This window comes from Flavobacterium aquiphilum, from assembly GCF_027111335.1.
In the GTDB taxonomy this organism is placed as follows: domain Bacteria; phylum Bacteroidota; class Bacteroidia; order Flavobacteriales; family Flavobacteriaceae; genus Flavobacterium; species Flavobacterium aquiphilum.
This window is the reverse complement of sequence record NZ_CP114288.1, coordinates 84,651-101,055: the sequence shown is the minus strand read 5'-3', so window position 1 is coordinate 101,055 and position 16,405 is coordinate 84,651. Positions and strand designations below refer to the sequence as shown.

Here is a 16,405-nt window from a genome sequence, read left to right as displayed (position 1 = left end):
TTAAATTTTGTAGCGAACAGGGCAGGTTTCGAGCTCCTTTGTGTTTTTTTGATTTTTGTAATACAGATATATAATTACAGAAACGATAGATATTACTCCCTGAATAGCGACTGTAGTTCTTACGCCAAGGGAGTGAGAGATATAGCCAATGATTAAACTTCCCACCGGAATCATGCCTTGATATACCATCATATAATAGCTAATGCTTCGGGAGCGCATGTGTGCCGTGCTTTTGGTTTGAATATAGATATTTATAGAAGACGTTTGTCCCATCATCCCAATACCACTTAAAACCATACATATAAGGGTTAGGATAAAACTGCTTGATAATGCAAGAACAAGAATACTAGTGCCCAGCAAAATACTCGCTCCAATCATTATGTTATCTATGTTTGATCCCGATTTTAAGTTAGCCAAATAAATAGCAGATAGTATTGATCCAATTCCAGCAGCACTTTCAAACCAGCTAAAAGTTTGAGCGTTTCCGTTGAAGATGTCTTTGGCAAAAACAGGCATTAGAGTGTTGAATGAAATTACGAACAAACTACTACAAGTGAGCATTAATAACATTTTTGCCATTTGACTTTCTTTTTTAATGTAGTCCAGACCTTCGATAAAATCGTCTAACATTTTAAGTTTGTCGGTCGCTTTGTTGTAAGGTTTTATTTTCATTAAAGCAAGGGAAATAAGTACTGGGATATAGCTAAGAAAGTTGCCTATGAAACAAATATCATCTCCGTATTGTTGTAAAATAATACCTGCGAGAGCTGGACCGGCAATTCGGGCAAAATTCGTTAAAGTAGAATTCAATGCTACGGCATTTGGTAAATCTTCTTTGGTATCTACAATATCGATCATCATGGTTTGTCGGCAAGTCATGTCAAAAGCATTGATGATTCCTTGAATTAAACTCAAAATTAGTATAAAAGTAATATTATACATTTTTAAATAAATCAATAATGCTAAAATGCCAGCTTGTAGCATCGCTAGGGACTGCAATACAATCATACTACGGTGTCTGTTGTAACGACCAATAATACTTCCTGCTAAGGGAGCCAAAAACAATGAGGGAATCATGCTTAAGAAAGTCGCCAATCCCAATAAAAATACTGAACCAGTAATACTGTAAACCATCCAGCTTACGGCTGTTTTTTGTAGCCAGGTACCAATTACTGATACAGATTGCCCGTAGAAGAAGAGTTTGAAATTTCGTGATCGAAGTGCTTTAAACATGATTTTTTTCTTTGATACAAAGTTGGTAATTATAATGTCATTAAAAAAATTACTAATTTTACTTGTAATGATTAATTTAACTTATTAATTATGGAATTATTTCAATTGCGATATTTTGTAATCTTGGCAGATGTATTGCATTTTACAAAAGCGGCTGATGCTTGTTATGTTACACAATCGGGTTTGTCACAACAGATTAAAAAACTGGAGGAAGAGCTTGGAATGCCTTTGTTTTTAAGGACTGGCAAAAAAGTACAATTGACAGAAGCAGGTGATGTTTTTTTGAAACATGCTAAACGAGTGATGGAAGATGTGGAATCAGGGAAACAAGCGATTGATGATTTGAATAATTTAATTGGTGGAGAATTGCGAATAGGAGTTACCTATATTTTTGGTTTACTGGTATTGCCTGTTGTGGAATTATTTGCCAAGAAATATCCGGATCTAAAAATTATTGTCGAATATGGGTCAACGGAACCTCTACAGAACAAGCTACTTCAAAATGAACTTGACTTGGTTTTGGTAATATCCAATAATGAAATTGAATTGCCGATGCAAAAAATTCCATTGTTTACCTCCAAGCTGGTGATGGCAGTTTCTAAAAATAATGAATTAGCCAAATTAAGTTCGATACCTTTTAAAAAATTAGAAGATATTCCGCTGATTTTACCATCGAGAGGATTCAATTCAAGAGAATTTTTAGATGTTTTATTTGAAAAATTCAACATGAAACCTAAAATTCCGATAGAGCTTAATGCAATTCATGCGCTGCTGAGAATTATAGAAAACAGTGATTGGGCAACTATTGTGACTGAAAAAGCACTGAAGGGATGGCATGGAATTCAGGCAATTGAGTTAACAGGAGTAAAAACCGAACGAAAATCATATATTATAACTATCAAAAGTGAGTACGAAAAAAAAGCCATCGGTTTGTTTATTGAAGCTTTTCGGGATTTAGTTGTGACATAAAGTAATAATTAATCATTTAAAATATTTTTTAAATTCATTTTTTTTAGTGTTCTTTGCACACCAAAATAATAGAGAGGTGTCCGAGTGGTTGAAGGAGCTAGCCTGGAAAGCTAGTATATGGGTAACTGTATCGAGGGTTCGAATCCCTTTCTCTCTGCGAAATGACTTACAGAATTTTAAAAAACCGAAAACTTTGATTTTCGGTTTTTTTGTTTTTAAAGTTTATCTGTAAAATTCATTCTTGGTTAAGTGTAAACGTTTAAAATCAATCGGATTCACTAATTTACTTTGGAGTCCATTGTTAACTACAAAACCTTATATTTGTAACAGCAATAGATTTAGCAAACTTTAAATACTGCAATTCCCAATTTAATTCTCAAAATAATGATGCGATTATTTCTTGGTTGTTTTCTTTTTTTATCATTTTTCATGGGTTATTCTCAAGAGAAAGAGAATACATTTTCAATCGATACTTTGCATGTTAAGATTGACAGTCTTTATAGAGAAGATCAGTTTTATGCCGGAATTAATTATAACTCGCTTATAAAAAAACCTGATGGTGTGTCTCAGTCTAAGATATCATTTGGTTTTTTTGGCGGATTTCTTCGGGATATGCCAATAAATAAAAAAAGAACTTTTGCGATCGCGCCTGGAATTGGTTTTTCGTTTAATAATTATCTTCAAAATATGGCCATTACTGGAAGTGGCCAAAATCCTGTTTATACCGTAATACCTTCAGATGTGCATTATGATAAAAGCAGGTTTGAGCAATTTCGGGTTGAATTTCCAATTGAAATTAGATGGCGAGATTCTGATCCTGTGACTTACCAGTTTTTTAGGATATACAGTGGTTTTAAATTGAGTTATTTATTGTTGGATAAATCAGTTTTTGATGATGGGATTAACAAGATCGTAGTAAAAAATAATAAAGATTTTGAAGATTTTCTTTACAGTGTGTATGTTTCTGTAGGGTATAGCGCCTTTAATTTACAAGTACATTATAACTTGAATTCTTTCTTTAAATCGTCAGCTCAAATTGATTCGGTTCCCATTACCATGAATGCTCTGAGCATAGGTGTCATTTACTATATTTTATAGCCATATAAAGAGAAATGCCATTTGAGGGATACTTCCCAATAATAATCCTATAATTAATTCTTTTGGAGTATGAGCTTCCATAACCAAACGTGAAGAAGCAACAAATCCATTCATTAGTAGTAAAAAAGGAATTACGTATATATTTCCTGTTTGGTAGTGTGTATTCAATCCAAAAACAAAAACGGTTAAAGCTGAAATAGCCAGCATGTGTAAACTGGCTTTGATTTTAGCAAATAATAGCCCAAGTGCAAATAAGGTGCTAAATAAGGCTCCTAAGAAGAAAAAATGTAATTCAAAGTAATATTCCAACGGAATGCTTTTTCTGAGCAATAAAATGATTAAAAAGCTTTGAAAAACAAGCGGTAGTTTGCGTTGTTCTATTTCGGCAATCATTATGGAATCGACTTTACCAGTGTAGCGCAATAGAAAATACAATGCCATTGGTGTCAAAATGGTTATGATTGAAATATGCAAAAAAAACGATTTGACCTGATCTATTCCAAAATCGGAAATATGATATAAAAAATAGAAAAAGCAAGCTTGCACTGGTGTGAAAAGCGGATGGAAGATGTACGAGAATATGGGGAGTATCTTTTTCAATTTCAAAAAGAGGTTTGATGAAAGTTAAAACTGAAAAACAACACTTAAAGTTTTTTTCTCATACGCGCAACAGGAATTTCAAGCTGTTCTCGGTATTTTGCAATTGTTCTTCGGGCAATCGGATATCCTTTTTCTTTAAGGATTTCAGCCAATAGATCATCCGGCAACGGATTTTTCTTGTCTTCTTCCTCAATGGTATTTTGTAAAATTCTTTTGATTTCAATAGTTGAGACTTCTTCGCCCTGGTCGTTTTTCATTGCCTCCGAAAAGAATTCTTTTATCAGTTTTGTGCCATAAGGAGTTTCTACATATTTACTGTTGGCGACTCTGGAAACAGTTGAGATATCAAGACCAATCATATCTGCGATGTCTTTTAGAATCATCGGTTTTAAACGGGTTTCGTCACCGTCGAGCAGATAGTCTTTTTGGTAATGCATTATAGCATTCATCGTTACAAACAAAGTGTCCTGACGTTGCTTGATGGCATCAATAAACCATTTAGCCGAATCCAGTTTTTGCTTGATAAACTGTACAGCATCTTTTTGTGAACTCGATTTGTCTTTTGATTCTTTATAGGTTTGCATCATTTCCTGATAATCTTTGGAAACGTGCAGGGAAGGAGCGTTTCTTCCATTTAATGTTAGTTCCAAATCACCGTCAACAATACGGATGGTGAAATCAGGAACTACATTTTCGGTGATTTTGCTGTTTCCAGAAAATGAACCGCCCGGTTTTGGATTCAGTCTTTCGATTTCGTGTATGGCATTTTTAAGCTGCTCATTGGAAATGCTGAATTTCTGAATCAGTTTGTCGTAATGTTTTTTTACAAAAGAATCAAATTGTTGTTCGATAATGGAAGTAGCCAGTTCGATTGATTCTGTCGGGGTTTTGTGTTTTAACTGAAGTAATAAACATTCCTGTAAATCTCTTGCGCCAACGCCAGTTGGTTCGAGTTCGTGGATGATGTTTAGGATAGCTTCTACTTGTTTTTCGGTAGTGTAAAGACCTTGGGTAAAGGCCATGTCATCGACCAAATCGGGAATGCTTCTGCGGATATAACCCATGTCGTCGATACTTCCCACCAAAAATTCGGCAATATCACGCTCCTCGTCATTCAGGATAAACGTATTTAACTGATTGATGAGGTCTTGGTGGAAACTTATTGCTGCGGCAAATGGCGTTTCCTTAGATTCGTCATCATCGCTGTAGTTGTTGGCCTGAGTTTTATAATCTGGAGTGTCGTCACTATTGAGGTATTCGTCTATATTGATATCTTCGGCATCCACTCTGTCCGCTTCAGAATCATCATAATCGTCATAATCTTCAGTGTCGAACTCGTCTTTTTCGTAGTTATCCTCCTCTTTTCCTGATTCCAGAGCAGGATTTTCGTTCATTTCTTCAAGTAATCGTTGTTCAAATGCTTGCGTAGGCAACTGAATTAACTTCATCAACTGAATTTGTTGTGGAGATAATTTTTGTGATATTTTTAAATTTAAAAACTGCTTAAGCATTTATTTTTGGTTTAAAGGTTTTATGGTTTAAAGTTGTTTAAACAAAATTAAACAATTTAAACAATTTAAACGGCATTAAACTTTTTCTAAAAATCTGCATTTTGTGGAGTTCTTGGGAAAGGAATCACGTCACGAATGTTAGTCATACCTGTTACAAAAAGAACCAGTCTTTCGAATCCAAGACCGAAACCGGAGTGAACTGCCGAACCAAATCTTCTTGTATCCAAATACCACCATAATTCTTCCTCGTCGATTCCAAGTGCTTTCATTTTTTCGACCAAAACGTCAAAACGTTCCTCTCTTTGTGATCCTCCTACGATTTCTCCAATTCCTGGGAAAAGAATGTCCATCGCACGAACTGTTTTTCCATCTTCGTTCAAACGCATATAGAACGCTTTGATATTTGCTGGGTAATCAAACAAAATTACCGGAGATTTAAAGTGTTTTTCTACCAAATAACGTTCGTGTTCTGATTGTAAATCGGCTCCCCATTCATTGATAAGATATTGGAATTTTTTCTTTTTGTTTGGAGTAGAATCTCTTAAAATGTCAATTGCTTCGGTATAAGAAACACGTTTGAAATTGTTTTCTAATACGAAGTTAAGTTTTTCGAGCAAAGCCATTTCGCTTCTTTCGGCCTGTGGTTTTGTTTTTTCTTCATCCAATAAACGGCTTTCCAGGAATTTTAAATCATCCGGGCATTTTTCCATTGTATATTTAATAACATATCTAATGAAATCTTCGGCAAGATCCATATTGTCATTCAAATCATTGAAAGCCACTTCCGGTTCAATCATCCAGAATTCAGCTAAATGTCTGGAAGTATTGGAATTTTCGGCTCTGAATGTTGGTCCAAAAGTATAAATCTGCCCCAAAGCCATCGCAAAAGTTTCGCCTTCTAATTGACCTGAAACTGTTAAATTTGTGTGTTTTCCGAAGAAATCTTTTTTGTAGTCAATATTGCCTTCTTCATTTTTAGGCAAATTGTCCAATGGCAATGAAGTCACTTGGAACATTTCGCCAGCACCTTCTGCATCGGCACCTGTGATGATTGGCGTGTTTACATACACGAAACCTTTTTGCTGGAAATAGCTGTGTACTGCAAAAGACAAAACGGAACGCACACGCATAATTGCCCCGAAAGCGTTCGTGCGTACACGCAAATGCGCATTTTCACGCAAGAATTCCAACGAATGTTTCTTTGGCTGCATTGGGAATTTCTCGGCATCCGAGTCGCCCAAGATTACCAGTTTGTTAACCTGAATCTCGTATTTTTGACCGGCACCTTTGCTTTCTACCAAATTTCCTGTTACCGAAACCGCAGCTCCGGTTGTGATTCTTTTTAGAGTTTCGTCTGGGGTGTTTTCAAAATCGACAACACATTGTATGTTATTGATGGTTGAACCATCATTTAAAGCAATAAACTGATTGTTCCTAAAAGTTCTAACCCAACCTTTTGCATTGATTTCCTGTAATGTTTTTGTGCTGTTTAGTAAGTCTTTAACTTTTGTGTGTCTCATTTTGCTACTCTATTTAAGTCCTGTAGTTATCAGGATGTTTTTAATTTGATGAAAAAATAAATGTTATAATTTTATGCAAATATAAATTATTTGTTTGAAATGGTAATTGCGAGATGCAGTGTATTGTAGAGGATTTTGGAGTTAGTTCTTTTATTCTTTTGTAGAAAATGAAAAAGATTTCTCTTCGAACGAAGTTTGCTCAACGTTCATTAAAAATAAAAGAAAAGCGAAGTGGTCAGGATTAGGGTTTTCTGTATAAATGGTATTATTAGTTTGGCGTTATGTTTTTTGGAAACAAAAAAACACCCAAAAAAATAAAATTTTGGGTGCTTTTTGAAATAAAAATATTCTTGATTAATGTGCGTGTTCCAAATCCTCTTTCTTGGTTCTTTTCTTTTCAAAAGTCAATACCAATGAGGGTAAAACCAATAAGTTAGCAAACATGGCAAATGTCAAAGTACATGAAATCAATCCTCCAAGTGCAATTGTTCCGCTAAAACTTGATAAAGTGAAAGTGGCAAATCCTAATATCAGTACAATCGAAGTGTAAAAAGTACTGATTCCGGTTTCTCTCAATGAACTGAATACCGATTTTTTTATTTTACCGTTATTCTGAATTAAATCGTGACGGTATTTGGCCATAAACTGAATAGCATTATCTACAGAAATACCAAAAGCAATGCTAAAAACCAATATCGTTGAAGGTTTTAATGGGATTCCAAAATATCCCATCAATCCGGATGTGATGCAAAGTGGTAGAACATTTGTAATTACTGATGCCATGACCATTTTGAACGATCGGAATAAATACAGCATCAAAACTGCAATCACGATAATGGCAAAAATCAAAGATTCTATTAAGTTATTTACTAGATAGGCTGTACCTTTTTGGAAAACCAAAGCTTTTCCGGTAATAGTAACTTCAAAACGGTCTTTTGGGAAAATCTCATCAATTTTAGAATGTAGTTTTTTCTCAATTTTGGCCATTTTATCAGTACCAATATCCTTCATGAAAGTTGTGATTCGGGCATATCGTCCAGTCGAATCTACGTAAGCTTTCATTAAATTTTCTTTGTTGTTTTTAGTAGCATTTTTGGCATAACTCAAAATGAAAGCTTGTTCCTGCGACGTTGGTAATTCATAATAGTCGGGATTTCCGTTATAAAAAGCCTGTTTTGAATATTTAACCAGGTTTACAACCGAAACCGGTTTTGCCAGTTCAGGTATTTCTGTAATGGTATTTTGCAATTCATCCATTTTACGAATGGTTGATGATTTCATAACACCTTTTTTCTTTTTGGTGTCAATCATAATCTCCAGCGGCATAACTCCGTTAAATTCTTTTTCGTAAAATAAAATATCTTTGAAGAAAGCAGCGCTTTTTGGCATTTCACCAATTAAACTTCCCGAAACTTTCATCTGCGCAATTCCAATAACACTAAACACCAAAAGAATTCCATAAATGGTGTAAATTACTTTGCGTTTGTGTTTTACGGTGTCTTCGACAAAATTTAACAGAGATGAAATGTACGTTTTTGATAAATGGTACAAATGCTTCTCTTTTGGAAGAGGCATAAAGCTGTAAACAATTGGTACGATAAGCAATGTCAGCAGGTAAACTGAAATTACGTTGATTGAGGTTACCAAACCAAATTCAAAAAGCAAATCGTTTCCGGTAATCATAAACGTGGCAAAACCAATTGCAGTAGTCAAATTCGTCATCAAAGTCGAAACTCCAATTTTTGAAATAATACGTTGTAAAGCTTTTGCCTGATTGTTATGTAATTTAATTTCCTGTTGGTATTTATTGATAAGGAAAATACAATTGGTAATCCCGATTACAATAATTAAAGGCGGAATAATAGCCGTTAATATTGTGATTTTATAATGAAATAATCCAAGTGTACCGAACGACCAAACTACGCCAACAATCAAAATGCAAATTGACATAAATGTCGCGCTGAACGACCTGAAAAAGAAAAAGAAAATTAACGATACAGTCAGTAAAGCTGCACCGATGAATAGTCCGATTTCGCCTTTCATGTTATCAGCGTTGATCGTCCTGATGTATGGCATTCCCGAAACACGAAGGTCAATTCCGGTAGTTTTTTCGAATTTGTCGATTTTCGGAACTAAATTTTCAATTATAAATGTTTTTCTTTCGGCAGTGTTTACAAGCGCTTTGTTCATGTAAACTGCCGAACGGATACTTCCGCTTTTTTTATTAAACAACAATCCTTCATAAAAAGGCAGATTGTGAAATAGATCGTATTGTACCTTTTTTAAATATTCAGGATCAATGGTTTTACTTTGGTCGATGAAAGGCGAAAGGACAAATTTTTGGTTAATAGTATCTTTTTCAAGTTTTTTTAAATCATTTAAAGATACTACCAAATCAACTTCTTTGGCTTTTTTCAAGCTTGTCATCAATTCGTTCCAGGCCGCATAATTTTTTGGCGTGAAAAATTTTGGGTCTTGAAAACCAATTACAATAAGGTTTCCTTCTTCTCCGAATTTGTCCAAAAACTTTTCGTAATCTTTATTGGCAACATGATTTTTTGGAAGTAAGTTGGCTTCGGTATACGTCATTGAAAGATTTTTCCATTGATAACCAAGGAAAATTGTAATGAACGCGACAGCAATTAAAATTGGAATTCTGTTTCTAAGAATGATTCGGGCTAATTTCTCCCAAAACCTATCTTGAATATTATTTTTCATAATAATCTTTAAAAATGCATGCAAATGTAAGCAAAACAGTTAGAAATCTCATGTTAGTGTTTGTGTTTTCTGGTTTTTGACATGCTATTTGCGACTTTATTTCGTTTACAATAAAATAATTTCTTTATTGTAAATTTTAGATTTGTTTTTCTCATCTTTGTTTCGTTAAAATTAAATTATTGTCATTGATATTGTTATGAAGAAATACAGGAATACATTGTTTTATTTGAGTGTTACAGGCGTTTTTTCTACTTTAATATATTGGATTATTGAATTGGGTAAAAAACTGGAGGGGAATAAAGAGATTATTCGTCCAGTTACCAGTGTAAGTTCATGGGAAGATTTTCTCGCCTCAATGGTTCACAATGTGCAAGATCCTTTGGCTATATTATTGGCACAAATCATAATGATTATCCTTGTAGCCCGTCTTTTTGGTTGGTTTTTTAAGAAAATAGGGCAACCTTCGGTAATTGGTGAAATTATTGCCGGAATAGCTCTGGGACCTTCTTTGTTGGGAATGTATTTTCCGGATTTTTTCCATGCACTTTTTCCTGACAAATCTTTGGAAAACCTTAAGTTCTTAAGTCAGATAGGGTTGATCCTTTTTATGTTTGTAATTGGAATGGAGCTTGATGTCAAGGTTTTGAAAAACAGGGCAAAAGAAGCCGTTGTTATTAGTCATGCCAGTATTATTATTCCGTTTTCATTAGGAATTGGACTAGCTTACTTTGTTTATAACCGTTTCGCACCGGAAGGGGTTACATTTCTTTCTTTCTGTTTGTTTATGGGAATCGCGATGAGTATAACAGCTTTCCCGGTTTTGGCACGTATTGTTCAGGAAAGAGGAATGCATAAAACCAAATTGGGAGCTATTGTGATTACTTGCGCCGCTGCCGATGATATTACGGCTTGGTGTATTCTTGCGACAGTAATTGCCATTGTAAAAGCGGGAACTTTCGAAAGTTCGATGTTTACCATTTCGTTGGCTGCGATTTACGTTTTGTTAATGATATATTTAGTTAAGCCTTTCCTGAAGAGAATTGGGGAATTGTATGGAAGCAAGGAAAGTTTGAGCAAACCAGTGGTGGCTATTTTCTTTTTGCTATTGATTATTTCTTCTTATGCTACAGAATTGATTGGAATTCACGCTTTGTTTGGCGCTTTTATGATGGGTGCTATTATGCCGGATGTGGCTAAGTTTAGAACTGTTTTTATTTCCAAAGTAGAAGATGTTTCCGTTATATTGTTACTGCCATTGTTCTTTGTATTCACGGGATTGAAAACAGAGATTGGTTTGCTGAATGAACCATATTTGTGGAAGGTAACCGGTTTTATAATTCTTGTAGCGGTAGTAGGGAAATTTTTTGGAAGTGCTTTGGCGGCTAAATTTGTAGGTCAAAGTTGGAGAAACAGTTTTGTGATTGGAGCCTTGATGAACACTAGAGGCTTGATGGAATTGATTGTTTTGAATATCGGATTAGCTCTTGGAGTACTTACAACCGAAGTCTTTACAATGATGGTGATCATGGCTTTGGTGACAACTTTTATGACAGGACCGGCATTGGATTTAATTAATTATATCTTTAAAACCACTGATATTACAGATCACGAAGAAGAAGTTAACCACAATAAGTACCGAATTTTGATTTCTTTTGGGAACAATGAAAAGGGGAAATCTTTGTTGCGATTGGCTAATAGCATGGTAAGAAAGCAAAAAGAAGCTTGTTCTATTACAGCTTTGCATTTGTCTTTGAGTGATGAAATGCATACCTTCAATATGGAAGACAAAGAGAAAAGCAGCTTTAATCCGATAATGAAAGAGGCGGTTGTTTTAAAGCAGGAAATTACTACTATTTTTAAAGCGACAATTGATATCGATACCGAAATAATCGATATCGCTAATCAAGGTGATTATGATTTGTTGTTGGTTGGATTAGGAAAATCAATATTTGAAGGGACTTTATTGGGTAAAGTAATTGGGTTTACTTCACGAATAATCAATCCTGAAAGATTGTTAGATAAATTTACAGGTAAGGAAGGACTTTTTGAAAATTCACCTTTTGATGAAAGAACAAGACAAATTGTAACGAAAGTCAAAATGCCGTTGGGAGTTTTGATTGATAAAGGATTAAAAGAAGTGAATCAGGTTTTTGTCCCTATTTATGGTTCCGAGGATTCCTTTTTGATCGATTACGCCCAAAAAATAATTTACAACAACAATGCAAATATTACCTTTTTGCCTGTTAATAGTCATGTGCAGTCTAATTTTGTAATTGCAAGTGCTTTGGATTCCCTAAAACAAAAATTCCCTAAAAATGTTAATATAGATAATGAATCTGTTTTGACCGATGACTTTTTGATTAAACAGGATTTAATGATTGTTAGTCTGGAAAGTTGGAAAGATTTATTGAATTCGCGTCCTTTTTGGTTAAGCGGAGTTCCTTCGGTATTAATTATTAAACCGTAATTATGAATTGGTTGATGCTTATTGTGGCAGGTTTTTTTGAAGTAGGTTTTGCTACTTGTTTGGGCAAAGCCAAAGAAACAACTGGCATGACTTCAACTTTATGGACGGTTGGGTTTTTTATAGCGCTTTCCATCAGTATGGGGTTGTTGTACAAAGCTTCCCAAACACTGCCGATAGGAACTGCTTATGCAGTTTGGACAGGAATTGGAGCTGTTGGAACTGTTCTCGTTGGTATTTTTTTATTCAAAGAACCAGCGACTTTTTGGAGACTTTTTTTCTTGTTTACTTTAATATCATCAATCATTGGGTTGAAATTTGTGTCGGCTCATTAAAAAAAACAAGATTCCGTTTATGATAAAAGGCCTAACTGTGTATTTTGCAGTTAGGCCTTTTAATTATAGTGTCTAATAAACTTATAAAGCTTTTTCATGAACTATTTCAGGAAAATGGGTACAGATGATTTCAAGGAGTGATTCCCTGCTCATAGGTTTTTGCCTGAATTCTGCAACTTCAGCATATGATTCAGCTTTTACTTTGTCAGCAGGATTAAAAGAACTGCTAAGCATTACAATTACAATATTTTGTTTGTATGCATTATCTAATTTTTGATAGGTTTCAATAAATTCCCAACCATCCATAACCGGCATGTTGATATCCAATAATATCATTTCGGGTTTAGGGTATTTGTTATTATCTGATTCAAATTTCCCCTTATTGCAAATGTATTCAATGGCTTCCTTACCGTTTAAGGCAACATGAACGTGTTCGATTATATTGGCTTTTTCTATGATTTTTTTGTTGATGAAATTGGTAGCAATATCATCATCTGCCAATAAGATACAGTTTAGTCTGTTTTTCATTTTTATAAGGTTTTTGAATTATTAATTTGAACTTTGTTTAATCGGGAAAGTCCATTTGAATGTAGTCCCTTCATTAAATTTAGATTCGACCCAAATTTTTCCTCCGTGATGTTCTATGATTTTTTTGCAATGCGATAATCCTATTCCGGTTCCTTTGTATTCATCGCGGTTATTCAAACGTTTAAAAATTATAAATGCCTTGTCAATATCTTGTTCCTTAATTCCTATTCCATTATCTTGAATAGAGAATAACCAATTGTCGCTTTCTTTTGTAGCAGCAATTTTTATTTTTGGTTGTTGCCCTTTTCTTTGAAATTTATTGGCGTTGCTAATCATATTTTGAAACAATTGTCTCATTTCGGTTGGGCTGCCTTGAATAATAGGCAGGTCATTATATTCAACAATAGCATCGCTTTCCTTGAGGCTAACAGTCATATCTGAAAGAACGGTAGAAACAATCTCATTGCAGTCTATCGTTTCGTTTATTCTTTCCTTTCCAATTTTGGAGTAATCTAATAATCCTTTGATTAACATTTGCATACGTGAGGTGGAACTGAGGATAAATTCTAGGTATTGTTTTTGGTCTTCGTCTAAAATTTCGCCCAGTTCATCTTGAAGGAGGCTAATGCAATGCATCACTGTGATTAATGGCTCTTGCAAATCGTGTGATGCGATATATGCAAATTGTTCTAATTCTATGTTTTGGAATTCCAGTTGTCGTTTTTTGGCAATCACTTCCTTTTGAATGGCAATACGGTCATTAATGTTTCTCATGGATCCTTCAATATACATCGAATTCCCATTTTCGTCATATATAATGCGGGCGTTAAAAGAGAGGAAGATAATGTTACCCTCGTTGTCTTTAAAGCGTACGTCGAAATCGTTGACTTGTTTTTGATCTTTTAACTTGCTGATAAATAATTCTCTATCTTTTTCATCATAATAAAAATCATAAACGGTTCCTCCAAGGGCTTCTGAGCAAGGCTTTTTGAAATGTTTTTCAAATGAAGGGCTAACATCAAGAATTGTCCCAGTCATACTGGTTCTGAAATATATATCTTCAAAATTTTCGTAGATGGATCGGAATTTTTCTTCACTTAATTTTAGATTTTTTTCCGCTAATTTCCGTTTGGTAATATCCCGTAGTGAACCTATCGCAAATTCGGGTTCTCCATTTGAATCGAAAATGATTTTAGCATTGATTGAAACATAAAATGATTTTCCTTTTATCGTTATTTCGCTATTATAGTCAACTACTTTGTGTTCTGTCATTATTTGTTGGAACATCAATTGCGCCTTATCCTTGTTTGAATAGATACTGGACATATTTTGACCAATGAGTTCTTCTCTTGTTATTCCGTTAAAGGTGCTGCAGGATGGACTTACATCCAATATTTCTTTTGTCTTTATTGAAGTTTTGAAAAAGACATCTTGAATATTTTCGAATAAAATCCGATAGGATTCTTCACTTTTTGTAAGCTTTTCCTCTGCTATTTTGGTTTCCAGAGCTTTGGAAATAATATCAGACAAGGTTTCCAGTAATTGGATTTCTTCTTCGAGAAAAATAGTATCCATTTTCAATTTTTCTGCATTAAAATAGCCCATTTCTATGCAACCGAATTCTACACCGTTTATGATTATTTTTTGAGTAAGCTGAAAATCATTTTTTTGGTAATTGTCGGATAAGAATTCTTCTCCCTCAAATTGGATTCGGGAATAGGCTGTTTCGGGAAATTGAAGTGCTGAAGGGATAATTTGTACACAAGCTTGTAATTTCTCTGATTTGGAGAGTATTTTATTGCTTAGGATTTTGGTAATGTTAAAAAGGCAATGAAGCTCTTTAATACGCTCATTAAGTGAATTGTTGTTCTTCTTTAGTTGAATCTCCTTTAATTTTAATTCGGTGATATTGGTAACAATTACAGTTACTCCAATAATCTCATTTTTTTTGTCTCTTATTGGTGATTTAAAAATTTTGGAATGTATGTTCTCAGTATTTTTTTCCTCTTTTGTATAATTGTCTCCTTTTAAAACATTATGATATATGGATGTAAATTCTTTTTTTTTGTCTTCTGATGAAATTAGCTCGATGTGATTATCGCCAATTTTGATTGAAGCTTCATGTTGGTTTTTCATAAAATTTTCATGAACCGAATTGAAGCTTAAATAGTTTAAATTGGTGTCTAATGAAAAAATACTGACACCATTTGTACTTTCGATAGTCGCTTTGAGAATATTTCTCTCCAGGCTTAAATTTTGTTCGCTTATTTTTAATCTAGTTTCTTCGTTTTCTTTTTCTTTCAAAATGGCTTTCAAAAACAAGATAGATACCATGTTTACAAATAAAAATAATTGTAACATAAAGTAGTCGTTGTTCCAGTCGCTGAAAGCAAAACCTCCTATTTTCTTGCTCGTGAAGTATATAGAAATAATTGCTATGATTAAAGTTGTTGTGGTGATAAGTCTATTGCCAAATCGGTATGCAACCCATATCAATAAAAGATAGAGAATGGATTCATTATGCGTCTGTGAACTGAAAACATATATTGAAAGAGTAATAGAAATTACTGACAGGATAAGTGCTTCTGTTTTTTTTAGAAGAGACCATTTAGTATTGTTTTCTTCTTTGTGTAGCCATGATAATACAAAAGGGGCAAATACGATAATGCTCAACGTATTTGCTCTAATTAAATTACTCCACATTAATAAGAGGTCATCAGTAGAAAAAAAAGTTCCTTCGGAAAGAAATGGAATGCATACTGAAGAGGCGATCACGCTCCCTAATAAACAGGATGTGGCAAAATACAATACATGTAAACTGTTATTAAACGGATATTTTGTTTTACACCACAATTGGGTAAAATAAAAGACTAGAAATGTGTTTAAAGAAGCTATTAAAGACCTAAGAAGGCAAATACAAAGGAAAATTACAAACTGATGAAAACTTATAGGATTCAGTAATTGATTTTGAAATATGCTTATTGAAAATAGAAAACCTCCAATTGCCACACCAAGAATTGCTTTTCGTCCAAAAATTATGGCGATGGCTGTTCCAAAACCTATTGCAGGAAAAAAAGGAGGCAAATTAATTTCGCTGATAAATATAGATTGGGATAATTTGGCAAATAGAAAATATAAAATTGCTGTGAAAGCAACAATTTTGCCTGTCGAATTAAGATAGACAGAAATATTTTTATAACCAATATTTGTATTTGTATCCATTTTTTTGCCAGGAGGATTTCTTTGCTATAAATGCAAGAGTTTATTCAATTAATTCTAATGTAATCAAAATAAAAATTAAAACCAAGATGTTTTATAAGTTTAAGATTATATTTATGTAAAAAGCATGTATTTTGTCGAATTATTTAACTCTTCAAAGATACATTTTTTGCGCTAAACTTTTGATTGTCAATTGTTTTTCGTTTTTTG

Annotated in this window: 11 protein-coding genes and 1 tRNA gene; 5 read left to right on the top strand and 7 right to left on the bottom strand. The window is 33.9% G+C overall.

Going from position 1 to position 16,405, the window contains the following annotated elements; translation table 11 throughout:
* Complete coding sequence (locus OZP12_RS00425; RefSeq protein WP_281227065.1) at positions 1-1,233, bottom strand: MFS transporter; 1,233 nt, start codon at positions 1,231-1,233, stop codon at positions 1-3.
* 90 nt (positions 1,234-1,323) lie between these two features.
* Here OZP12_RS00425 and OZP12_RS00420 point away from each other — a divergent pair, with 90 nt between their 5' ends.
* From OZP12_RS00420 to OZP12_RS00410, 3 genes are all read left to right on the top strand, one after another.
* Complete coding sequence (locus OZP12_RS00420) at positions 1,324-2,202, top strand: LysR substrate-binding domain-containing protein (RefSeq protein ID WP_281227063.1); 879 nt, start codon at positions 1,324-1,326, stop codon at positions 2,200-2,202.
* 70 nt (positions 2,203-2,272) lie between these two features.
* Positions 2,273-2,359, top strand: a tRNA-Ser gene (locus OZP12_RS00415).
* A gap of 227 nt (positions 2,360-2,586) precedes the next feature.
* Positions 2,587-3,300: a porin family protein gene (locus OZP12_RS00410; protein ID WP_281227062.1), complete on the top strand. Its 714-nt coding sequence runs from the start codon at positions 2,587-2,589 to the stop codon at positions 3,298-3,300.
* Here the strand turns inward: OZP12_RS00410 and OZP12_RS00405 are convergent.
* The 4 genes from OZP12_RS00405 to OZP12_RS00390 all read right to left on the bottom strand — a co-directional run bounded on the left by OZP12_RS00405 (position 3,295) and on the right by OZP12_RS00390 (position 9,649).
* The gene (locus tag OZP12_RS00405; protein ID WP_281227061.1) at positions 3,295-3,900 is read right to left on the bottom strand and encodes a hypothetical protein; all 606 of its coding nucleotides are present in this window, start codon (positions 3,898-3,900) and stop codon (positions 3,295-3,297) included. The genes OZP12_RS00410 and OZP12_RS00405 overlap by 6 nt on opposite strands.
* 44 nt (positions 3,901-3,944) lie before the next feature.
* Positions 3,945-5,411, bottom strand: a complete 1,467-nt coding sequence (gene rpoN / locus OZP12_RS00400; RefSeq protein WP_281227060.1) for an RNA polymerase factor sigma-54 — start codon at positions 5,409-5,411, stop codon at positions 3,945-3,947.
* A gap of 86 nt (positions 5,412-5,497) precedes the next feature.
* The gene (asnS, locus tag OZP12_RS00395) at positions 5,498-6,931 is read right to left on the bottom strand and encodes an asparagine--tRNA ligase (protein ID WP_281227059.1); all 1,434 of its coding nucleotides are present in this window, start codon (positions 6,929-6,931) and stop codon (positions 5,498-5,500) included.
* A gap of 354 nt (positions 6,932-7,285) precedes the next feature.
* Entirely contained in the window at positions 7,286-9,649 is a 2,364-nt protein-coding gene (locus OZP12_RS00390) for an efflux RND transporter permease subunit (protein ID WP_281227058.1), read from the bottom strand.
* Positions 9,650-9,845: 196 nt separating this feature from the next.
* On the opposite strand from OZP12_RS00390, the gene OZP12_RS00385 reads away from it, so the two are divergent.
* Positions 9,846-12,116: a cation:proton antiporter gene (locus OZP12_RS00385; protein WP_281227057.1), complete on the top strand. Its 2,271-nt coding sequence runs from the start codon at positions 9,846-9,848 to the stop codon at positions 12,114-12,116.
* A gap of 2 nt (positions 12,117-12,118) precedes the next feature.
* Complete coding sequence (locus OZP12_RS00380) at positions 12,119-12,448, top strand: DMT family transporter (protein WP_281227056.1); 330 nt, start codon at positions 12,119-12,121, stop codon at positions 12,446-12,448.
* A gap of 81 nt (positions 12,449-12,529) precedes the next feature.
* On the opposite strand, the gene OZP12_RS00375 is transcribed toward OZP12_RS00380, so the two are convergent.
* Both OZP12_RS00375 and OZP12_RS00370 read right to left on the bottom strand, forming a co-directional pair.
* Positions 12,530-12,976 carry a response regulator gene (locus OZP12_RS00375; protein WP_281227055.1) on the bottom strand — a complete coding sequence of 149 codons (447 nt, stop codon included), beginning with the start codon at positions 12,974-12,976 and terminating at the stop codon, positions 12,530-12,532.
* 21 nt (positions 12,977-12,997) lie between these two features.
* The gene (locus OZP12_RS00370; protein WP_281227054.1) at positions 12,998-16,198 is read right to left on the bottom strand and encodes a PAS domain S-box protein; all 3,201 of its coding nucleotides are present in this window, start codon (positions 16,196-16,198) and stop codon (positions 12,998-13,000) included.
* Between the last annotated feature and the right edge of the window lie 207 nt (positions 16,199-16,405).

Excerpts from the sequence above, each read along its gene's own strand:
- OZP12_RS00375 (WP_281227055.1), bottom strand. The coding sequence starts at position 12,976 with ATGAAAAACAGACTAAACTGTATCTTATTGGCAGATGATGATATTGCT.
- OZP12_RS00390 (WP_281227058.1), bottom strand. The coding sequence starts at position 9,649 with ATGAAAAATAATATTCAAGATAGGTTTTGGGAGAAATTAGCCCGAATC.
- OZP12_RS00410 (WP_281227062.1), top strand. The coding sequence starts at position 2,587 with ATGATGCGATTATTTCTTGGTTGTTTTCTTTTTTTATCATTTTTCATG.
- OZP12_RS00420 (WP_281227063.1), top strand. The coding sequence starts at position 1,324 with ATGGAATTATTTCAATTGCGATATTTTGTAATCTTGGCAGATGTATTG.
- asnS (WP_281227059.1), bottom strand. The coding sequence starts at position 6,931 with ATGAGACACACAAAAGTTAAAGACTTACTAAACAGCACAAAAACATTA.
- OZP12_RS00425 (WP_281227065.1), bottom strand. The coding sequence starts at position 1,233 with ATGTTTAAAGCACTTCGATCACGAAATTTCAAACTCTTCTTCTACGGG.
- OZP12_RS00380 (WP_281227056.1), top strand. The coding sequence starts at position 12,119 with ATGAATTGGTTGATGCTTATTGTGGCAGGTTTTTTTGAAGTAGGTTTT.
- rpoN (WP_281227060.1), bottom strand. The coding sequence starts at position 5,411 with ATGCTTAAGCAGTTTTTAAATTTAAAAATATCACAAAAATTATCTCCA.
- OZP12_RS00385 (WP_281227057.1), top strand. The coding sequence starts at position 9,846 with ATGAAGAAATACAGGAATACATTGTTTTATTTGAGTGTTACAGGCGTT.
- OZP12_RS00370 (WP_281227054.1), bottom strand. The coding sequence starts at position 16,198 with ATGGATACAAATACAAATATTGGTTATAAAAATATTTCTGTCTATCTT.